Here is a 7,931-nt window from a genome sequence, read left to right as displayed (position 1 = left end):
CAGCGGCGCCTACGGCATGGGCGTTGATTACGCCTACACCCTGGTACACAAAGCCCCGGCCCGTAAAGCCTGATTATCCCTTAACGCCGGAAGCCACCGTGGCTTCCGGCAGGAGCCTGCCATGCGTAATTCCCCTGTTTTTGCTCTGCCTGCTTCACCGATCTCATCAACGGCCGTCCGCTGGCTGGCGCTGCTGGCAATCTGTTCTGCGTATCTGCAGGGTGGGCTGGTCAAACTGCTGGACTTCCCCGGAGCCATCGCGGAAATGCAGCATTTTGGCCTGTCTCCGGCGGCACCGATGGCGATGGCGGTGATTGTGCTGGAACTGGGCGCGTCACTGCTGATCCTCAGCGGCCGGTTACGCTGGCTGGGCGCGCTGGCGCTGGCGCTGTTTACCCTCGCCGCCACCTTTATGGCTAACCGCTTCTGGCAGGTGCCGGTTGCGGAACGCGGCATGGTGATGAACGGTTTCTTTGAGCACCTCGGCCTGGCGGGCGCGCTGGTGTACGTCGCATGGCATGATTTACGGAGCCAGAAATGAGCCAGAACAGTGAGACGGGTGCTTTCGCACCGCTGAAGCAGGGGCTGTTCGCGATGATCTGGGCGGCGACCATCCTCGGTAACACCGGCAGCTTTATGCGCGACGTCGCCAGTTCGTGGCTGGTGACCGGGCTGTCGTCGAATCCGGCCGCCGTGGCGCTGATGCAGACCGCCGCCACCCTGCCGATTTTTCTGCTGGCGATCCCGGCCGGGGTGTTGTCTGACATCCTTGACCGCCGTCGCCTGCTGATTTTTGTTCAGCTGCTGCTGGCCAGCGTCAGCGCCACGCTGCTGATTCTGTCGCAGAACAACCTGCTGACCGTTGAGTATCTGGTGGCGCTGACCTTTATCGGCGGTATCGGCGCGGCGCTGATGGGCCCGGCCTGGCAGGCGATCGTGCCGGAACTGGTGGCGCGGCCGCAGCTGAAGAACGCCGTGGCGCTGAACTCGCTCGGCATCAATATTGCCCGCGCCGTCGGCCCGGCCACCGGCGGCCTGCTGCTGGCGGCGCTGGGTGCCTGGGCGGCCTACGGTGCCGACGTGCTGAGCTATGTATTTGTCATCGCCGCGCTGCTGCTGTGGAAGCGGCCGCACAAACCGCAGAACGAACTGTCCGAGCACTTCCTCGGCGCCTTCCGTGCCGGTATCCGCTACGTAAAAGCCAGCCGCGAGCTGCACCGGGTGCTGTTACGTTCGGCCATCTACTTCTTCTTCGCCAGCGCCATCTGGGCACTGCTGCCGCTGGTTGCCCGTAATCTGCTGCAGGGAACCGCCGGATATTATGGCGTGATGCTCGGTGCGGTGGGGATCGGCGCCATCGTCGGTGCGCTGCTGCTGCCGAAACTGCGCCAGCGCATGAACGTGGACGGGCTGATGCTGGTGTCGGCACTGCTCTCTGCCGCCGTGATGCTGCTGATTGCCCTGCTGCCGCTGAAGGCGCTGGCGCTGCCGCTGATGGTGGTGCTGGGCGTCAGCTGGATCATCGCGCTGACCTCGCTGAACGGCGTGGCGCAGTCGGTGCTGCCGGACTGGGTGCGCGGTCGTGGCCTGGCGGTGTACCTGATGATCTTCAACGGCGCGATGGCGGCCGGCAGCCTGTTCTGGGGCCTGGTTGCCGCGAAAACCGGCCTGGTGGCGACGCTGCTGATTTCTGCCGCCCTGCTGACTCTGACGGCGATTATCTGCCTGCGCATTAAGCTGCCGGCCGGTGAAGCGGATCTGCAGCCGTCCGGCCACTGGGACGAACCGCAGATCAACGGCGAGGTGACCGCCGACCGCGGCCCGGTAATGATTCAGATTGAGTACCGGATTGCGCAGGAGGATCGCCCGGCGTTTCTGGCGGAGATTAAGAAACTGTCGCTAACCCGCCGCCGTGACGGTGCCTATGCCTGGGGCATTGCCGAACACAGCCACGACGCGAATAAGCTGATTGAGTGGTTCCTGGTCGAGTCCTGGCACGAGCATCTGCGCCAGCACCAGCGCGTTTCCAACGCCGATGCCGATCTGCAGAGCAGCGTGACCCGCTTCCACCAGGGTGAGGAGAAACCGCAGGTGCACCACTTTATTTCGCTGCATTAAATTTGTACTGTTGGTTGTGAATGCCCGTAAGCAAGACTATAGTCATGCTTACGGTTTTTTATGGGGTAACGGACTATGCCAATCTTGCTAACACCTGAATTCGATCGGGATAGAAAACGATTTTTTATCAGTGATAAAAAACTGTGTAAAGCGGCTGAGCTGGTCAGAAAAGGATCACATGATGGGCACCTGGGACGTAGCGTTTACAAAAAACGGCTGGGAACTGCGGGAACGGGAGCCAGAGATGGGGCACGCTCCATCATTTTTTTTGCTCAAGGCGAGCATTTATATTTTTTCGATATTTATGTAAAAAGTGAGTTATCGAAGAAGAAAGGTAAGGAGCTGGAAGATGATGAGATTGCAACCTATTGTGATCTCGCTCAGGACTTTTTACTGATGAGTGATGTTGTGAGACAGCGACTTGTCACTGACAGAGAATTAATTGAGGTACTGTGTGATGACTGAACGCTTAAAACGCCTGCAGGGTATGGCAGAACGCTATAACAAGCTGGGTGCTGTTTCAGATGAAACCGTAGAGCGTGTTAATGCTCGTCTGAAGGCACGCCAGCTTCGTGACCGCCTACCGAAACTTCGTCAAATGGACGGCGCACAGATCAAAAATGTACGCACACGCTATGGATTGTCTCAAAGCGATTTGGCAGAAACACTTGGAATGTCTGTCGAGAGCGTTTCCAAGTGGGAGCGCAATGAAAGCCAGCCAGGTAATGCTGCATTGCGCATTCTTAATACTATTGAAGTGAAGGGGCCGGAAGTTTTCGCCGATATGGCCTAACCCAAATCGCCCCCCGCCACCGGCAGTACCGTGCCGGTGATATAGCTGGCCTCGTCGCTGGCGAGGAACAGGATCGCGGCGGCCTGCTCCGCCAGCGTGCCGTAGCGGTGCAGCAGGCTGGCGGTGCAGGTCTGATCCACCACCTGCTGATACCAGCTCTGCTCCTGGTCTGATGCGGTTTCCTGATTACGCGGCGTCAGCCGTGGCGGCGCCTCGGTGCCGCCGGGGGCGGTGGCGTTGATGCGGATATTGTATCCGGCATACTCCATCGCCAGCGAGCGGGTCAGCGCGTTGACCCCACCTTTGCTGGCCGAGTAGGGCACGCGGTTGATGCCTGCGGTGGCGGTGGATGAGACGTTAACGATGCCGCCGCCGCCCTGCGCCAGCATCAGCGGCAGCACCGCGCGGCAGCCCCACAGCGCCGGAAACAACGAGCGGCGCACCTCTGCTTCTATCTGCTGCGAGCTGTATTCCGTGAAGGGGCGTGCCCATATCGTGCCGCCAACGTTATTGATCAGCACGTCGATGCGCCCGTAATGCGCCTGTACCTTATTGATGGCCCGTTGTGTTGCCTGCCACTGTTCCAGGTCGGCACGCAGCGCCAGCACTTCAGCGCCGCTTTTTTCCAGCTCCTCCTGCCGCGCCCAGACGTAACCGGCGCGGTCGATCAGCGCCAGCCTGGCGCCTTCCGCCGCCGCCCGTTCGGCCACCGCGCGGCCAATGCCCTGCGCGGCTCCGGTGACTACCATCACTTTTCCTGTAAAACGTCCGTTCATACTGCCTCCCTGTCTGTAATGGGGCAGGCGCAGGCGGGTGCCGCGCCTGAAATCCTGATAACACCGGCAGTATTTCCCGATCGTTTCGCCAGATGCTATGGGAGGAATTACGATAAAAGACCGGCAAGGCAACGCCGGGCTGAGCGGATCCCGCCCCAGTTGCGCTGGCGCGTATACCGGGGCAGAAGAGTGAAACGGCTTCCGGCAGAGAGGAAAGAGGAAAGAGAAGAGGGAAGCGATAATTTAGCTGAAACCGCGCTGTCGCGCGGATTCAGTCTGTGACCACTCAGCTAACCGGCCAGCAGGGCGCTGGCCGGTAATGCCATTACAGCGGCGCGTACACCGAGCTGATACCCGCAAAGTTCTGCAGCTTTTCCCGCCACCAGCAGGCGGCGTTACCGCCTGAGGTCTTGTTCCACGCGAGAAACGCTTCGTCGCGGCGCGCTTCGCTGTCCAGCTGGCGCTCAACCAGCCGGCCGCTGGCCAGGTGCGGGGCAGCCAGGTAGCGCGGCAGGTAGCCGCAGCCCAGCCCGTCCAGCTGCGCCTGTACCTTATCCGCGAAGCTGTGCACGCTGAGGATCGGCTGATCGTCCAGCACCCGCAGGTCAATGCCTTCGGCGTGGCGTGAGCTGTCGTTGACCACCACCGCGCGGTACTGGCGGATCTGCTCGCGCAGCAGCGGGCCGGGCAGCGCCGCCAGCGGGTGATCGGGGGCGATGGCAAACGCGTACTCCAGCCACCCCACCGGCACGTAGTCAATGCCGCCCTGGCGCGCCGGCGGCTGCACCGCACCAAATACAATATCGGCCTCGCCGTAGCTCAGCGCTTCCCAGCAGCCGGCCAGCACGTCGTGACGGAACAGCAGCCGGGTGTGCTGGTGATGCTGGTAAAACTCGTCGATCAGCGGCGACAGCAGCGCAAACGGCACCGAAGCATCGAGGCTGATGGTCAGCTTGCTCTCCCAGCCGCTTTCGACGTACTGCGCCTGCTGCTCCAGCTCGCCGACGGCGCGCAGCAGCACCCGGCCCTTCTCCAGCATCAGCCGCCCGGTGGGCGTAAAGGTGGCGCGGTGGCCGGAGCGATCCAGCAGGGTGATGTTCAGATCGCTCTCCATCTTCTGCACGGTATAGCTCAGCGCGGAGGCGGTTTTAAACAGCCTGGCCGCGGCCGCGGCAAAGGTGCCGTGGCGGTCCAGCGCATCCAGAATCAGCAGCGCTTCAAGGTTTAATCGCATGGTTTTCCCCAACCCAAAAATTGTTTAACAACAACCCGAATTCTTTCCGTTATCAACGCAGGCCCGCATTTCGTATTGTGTCAACACGCAAGACGAACCGAAAAAAATCAAACTTACTGAGGATATAAAAATGTCTAAATTCGACCTGCTGGACCCACAGAACTCCACCCTGATCTTTATCGACCATCAGCCGCAGATGTCGTTCGGCGTCGCCAACATCGACCGCCAGCAGCTGAAAAATAATACCGTGGCGCTGGCCAAAGCGGGCAAGATTTTTAACGTTCCGACCATTTATACCTCGGTGGAAACCGAAAGCTTCAGCGGCTACATCTGGCCGGAGCTGCTGGCGGTGCACCCGGAGGTGCAGCCGATTGAGCGTACTTCGATGAACTCCTGGGAAGATGCGGCCTTCGTGGCGGCGGTGAAAGCCACCGGCCGTAAGAAGCTGATTATCTCCGCCCTGTGGACCGAGGTGTGCCTGACCTTCCCGGCGCTGATGGCGCTGAAAGAGGGCTTCGAGGTATACGTGGTGACCGACACGTCCGGCGGCACCAGCGTGGATGCCCACGAGCGTTCGATTGACCGCATGGTGCAGGCGGGTGCGGTGCCGGTGACCTGGCAGCAGGTGCTGCTGGAGTACCAGCGTGACTGGGCGCGTAAAGAGACCTACGACGCGGTGATGGACCTGGTGCGCGAGCACAGCGGCGCCTACGGCATGGGCGTTGATTACGCCTACACCCTGGTACACAAAGCCCCGGCCCGTAAAGCCTGATAACGCAGCCCCCTGACGGGGGCATGTAAAGGAGAGCACCGTGGATTATCCGCATCAGCCCGATCACGTCACCCTGGTGATCACCCACCGCCTGCTGGCGGGGAAGCAGGAAGAGTATCAGCGCTGGCTGGAAAAAGTGATGCCGCAGGCGGCGCTGTTTGAGGGGCACCTTGGGGTGAACGTCCTGCGCCCGGTACACGGCGAGCAGACGTGGACGGTGCTGATACGATTTGACAGCCTGGATAATCTTTACCACTGGATTAACTCTGAACAGCGTAAGGCGCTGCTCACCGAGCTGCCGCAGCTGCTGTGCGGGCCGGAACATATTGAGGTGCGCCCGGGAGCCGCTTTCTGGTTTACGCCACCGACAGCAGAACGCCAGCCGCCGAAAAAGTGGAAGCAGTTTCTGCTGACGCTGGCGGTGATCTTCCCCTCCACTAACCTGGTGCCGTGGTTCTGGCATCAGCTGCTGCCGGCGGCAACCGGCACGCTGTGGGGACATTTTCTTAACGATGCCTGTGTTGTCGCATTAGTGGTGTATATCTGGATGCCGGCACTGACCACCTTACTGAAAAACTGGCTGGCCCCGCGCGGCAGCAAAGCCCTGGAGAGTAACGATGAATAACGCCTCACTGATTCTGACCAACGGTAAGTTCCACACGGTGGACCGTGAAAACCCGCTGGCGACGGCGGTAGCGATTAAAGACGGTAAATTCCTCGCGGTGGGCAGCGAAGCGGAGGTGATGCAGTTTGCCGGTGAGGCAACGCAGGTGGTGGATCTGCACGGCCACACCGGTATTCCAGGGCTGAACGACTCGCACCTGCACCTGATCCGCGGCGGTCTGAACTACAACCTTGAGCTGCGCTGGGAGGGCGTACCCTCGCTGGCCGACGCGCTGCGCATGCTGAAGGAGCAGGCGCTGCGCACGCCAAACCCGCAGTGGGTGCGGGTGGTGGGCGGCTGGAACGAGTTCCAGTTTGCCGAGCGCCGCATGCCGACGCTGGACGAGATCAACGAAGCAGCACCGGATACGCCGGTGTTTATCCTGCACCTGTATGACCGCGCGCTGCTCAACCGCGCCGCGCTGAAGGTGGTGGGCTACACCCGCGACACGCCAAACCCGCCGGGCGGCGAGATCCAGCGCGACGGCAACGGCAACCCGACCGGCTTGCTGATCGCCCGTCCCAACGCGATGCTGCTCTACTCAACCCTGGCGAAAGGACCGAAACTGCCGCTGGATCAGCAGGTGAACTCGACCCGCCAGTTTATGCGCGAGCTGAACCGACTCGGGCTGACCAGCGCCATTGATGCCGGCGGCGGTTTCCAGAACTATCCGGACGACTATGAAGTCATCAGCGAGCTGCACGCTAAGAAGCAGCTGACCGTGCGCATCGCCTATAACCTGTTTACCCAGCGGCCGGGCCACGAGCTGGAAGATTTCGAGAAGTGGACCGATATGCTGTCGCCGGGCCAGGGTACCGATTTCTACCGCCATAACGGCGCGGGCGAGATGCTGGTGTTCTCCGCCGCCGACTTTGAGGACTTCCTTGAGCCGCGCCCGGATCTGGCGCCGGGTATGGAAGATGAGCTGGAGCGCGTGGTGCGCCATCTGGTGGAGCACCGCTGGCCGTTCCGCCTGCACGCGACCTATAACGAATCGATTAGCCGCATGCTGAACGTGTTCGAGAAGGTCAACCGTGAGATCCCGTTTGACGGCCTGCACTGGATCTTCGACCATGCGGAGACCATTACCGAAGCCAATATTGAGCGCGTGAAGGCGCTGGGTGGCGGCATCGCGGTACAGCACCGCATGGCCTTCCAGGGCGAATACTTTGCCGAGCGCTACGGCCATGAAGCGGTGAAGCAGACGCCGCCGGTGGCGAAGATGCTGGAGATGGGCGTGCCGGTCGGGCTGGGCACCGATGCCACCCGCGTGGCCAGCTATAACCCGTGGACCGCGCTCTACTGGCTGGTGTCCGGCCGCACCGTCGGCGGCATGGCGATGTATGACGTGAACGCCCGTCTGGATCGTGAAACCGCGCTGATGCTGTGGACCCAGGGCAGCGCCTGGTTCTCCAGCGAGCAGGGCAAGAAAGGGCAGATTAAGGTGGGGCAGCTGGCCGACCTGGCCATTCTGTCAAAAGACTACTTCAGCGTGCATGAGGAAGAGATCAAAGGCATCGAGTCGGTGATGACCGTGGTGAACGGCGACGTGGTGTATGCTGCCGGCCGCTTCA

General features: G+C 61.3%; 9 protein-coding genes and 1 pseudogene. 8 read left to right on the top strand and 2 right to left on the bottom strand.

Annotated elements, in window-relative coordinates; genetic code table 11:
* The 5 genes and pseudogenes from NV64_RS24140 to NV64_RS15775 all read left to right on the top strand — a co-directional run.
* Positions 1-73: pseudogene (locus NV64_RS24140) on the top strand (hydrolase); the annotation flags it as partial.
* A gap of 48 nt (positions 74-121) precedes the next feature.
* Positions 122-541 (top strand): DoxX family protein, encoded by a 420-nt coding sequence (locus tag NV64_RS15790; protein WP_056236404.1) that lies wholly within the window; start codon positions 122-124, stop codon positions 539-541.
* Positions 538-2,118, top strand: coding sequence for an MFS transporter (locus tag NV64_RS15785; protein ID WP_101506284.1), 1,581 nt, complete (start codon positions 538-540; stop codon positions 2,116-2,118). Before NV64_RS15790 ends, NV64_RS15785 begins: the two co-directional genes overlap by 4 nt.
* A gap of 75 nt (positions 2,119-2,193) precedes the next feature.
* Complete coding sequence (locus tag NV64_RS15780) at positions 2,194-2,583, top strand: type II toxin-antitoxin system RelE/ParE family toxin (RefSeq protein WP_101506283.1); 390 nt, start codon at positions 2,194-2,196, stop codon at positions 2,581-2,583.
* Complete coding sequence (locus NV64_RS15775) at positions 2,576-2,911, top strand: DNA-binding transcriptional regulator (protein ID WP_056236407.1); 336 nt, start codon at positions 2,576-2,578, stop codon at positions 2,909-2,911. Before NV64_RS15780 ends, NV64_RS15775 begins: the two co-directional genes overlap by 8 nt.
* Here the strand turns inward: NV64_RS15775 and benD are convergent.
* Positions 2,908-3,687, bottom strand: coding sequence for a benzoate diol dehydrogenase BenD (benD, locus tag NV64_RS15770; protein WP_101506282.1), 780 nt, complete (start codon positions 3,685-3,687; stop codon positions 2,908-2,910). The two genes, NV64_RS15775 and benD, sit on opposite strands and share 4 nt — an antisense overlap.
* Before the next feature lie 325 nt (positions 3,688-4,012).
* Positions 4,013-4,921 carry a LysR substrate-binding domain-containing protein gene (locus NV64_RS15765; RefSeq protein WP_101506294.1) on the bottom strand — a complete coding sequence of 303 codons (909 nt, stop codon included), beginning with the start codon at positions 4,919-4,921 and terminating at the stop codon, positions 4,013-4,015.
* Between the two features lie 130 nt (positions 4,922-5,051).
* Here NV64_RS15765 and NV64_RS15760 point away from each other — a divergent pair, with 130 nt between their 5' ends.
* The 3 genes from NV64_RS15760 to NV64_RS15750 form a co-directional block, all read left to right on the top strand.
* A complete protein-coding gene (locus NV64_RS15760; protein WP_056241168.1) occupies positions 5,052-5,693 on the top strand; it encodes a hydrolase in 642 nt (213 codons plus the stop codon).
* A gap of 40 nt (positions 5,694-5,733) precedes the next feature.
* Entirely contained in the window at positions 5,734-6,318 is a 585-nt protein-coding gene (locus NV64_RS15755; protein ID WP_101506281.1) for an antibiotic biosynthesis monooxygenase, read from the top strand.
* Positions 6,311-7,931 (top strand): amidohydrolase (locus NV64_RS15750; protein WP_233209000.1); only part of this gene is annotated, 1,621 nt, incomplete at its 3' end. The genes NV64_RS15755 and NV64_RS15750, both read left to right, overlap by 8 nt.

The sequence above is a fragment of the Erwinia sp. B116 genome, assembly GCF_002865965.1.
Taxonomy (GTDB): domain Bacteria; phylum Pseudomonadota; class Gammaproteobacteria; order Enterobacterales; family Enterobacteriaceae; genus Erwinia.
Note: the sequence above shows the minus strand (reverse complement) of the source record. Positions and strands in the feature narration are given on the sequence as shown.

Coding starts and splice junctions, on each gene's coding strand:
- NV64_RS15765 (WP_101506294.1), bottom strand. CDS start 4,921: ATGCGATTAAACCTTGAAGCGCTGCTGATTCTGGATGCGCTGGACCGC.
- NV64_RS15775 (WP_056236407.1), top strand. CDS start 2,576: ATGACTGAACGCTTAAAACGCCTGCAGGGTATGGCAGAACGCTATAAC.
- benD (WP_101506282.1), bottom strand. CDS start 3,687: ATGAACGGACGTTTTACAGGAAAAGTGATGGTAGTCACCGGAGCCGCG.
- NV64_RS15780 (WP_101506283.1), top strand. CDS start 2,194: ATGCCAATCTTGCTAACACCTGAATTCGATCGGGATAGAAAACGATTT.
- NV64_RS15790 (WP_056236404.1), top strand. CDS start 122: ATGCGTAATTCCCCTGTTTTTGCTCTGCCTGCTTCACCGATCTCATCA.
- NV64_RS15785 (WP_101506284.1), top strand. CDS start 538: ATGAGCCAGAACAGTGAGACGGGTGCTTTCGCACCGCTGAAGCAGGGG.
- NV64_RS15760 (WP_056241168.1), top strand. CDS start 5,052: ATGTCTAAATTCGACCTGCTGGACCCACAGAACTCCACCCTGATCTTT.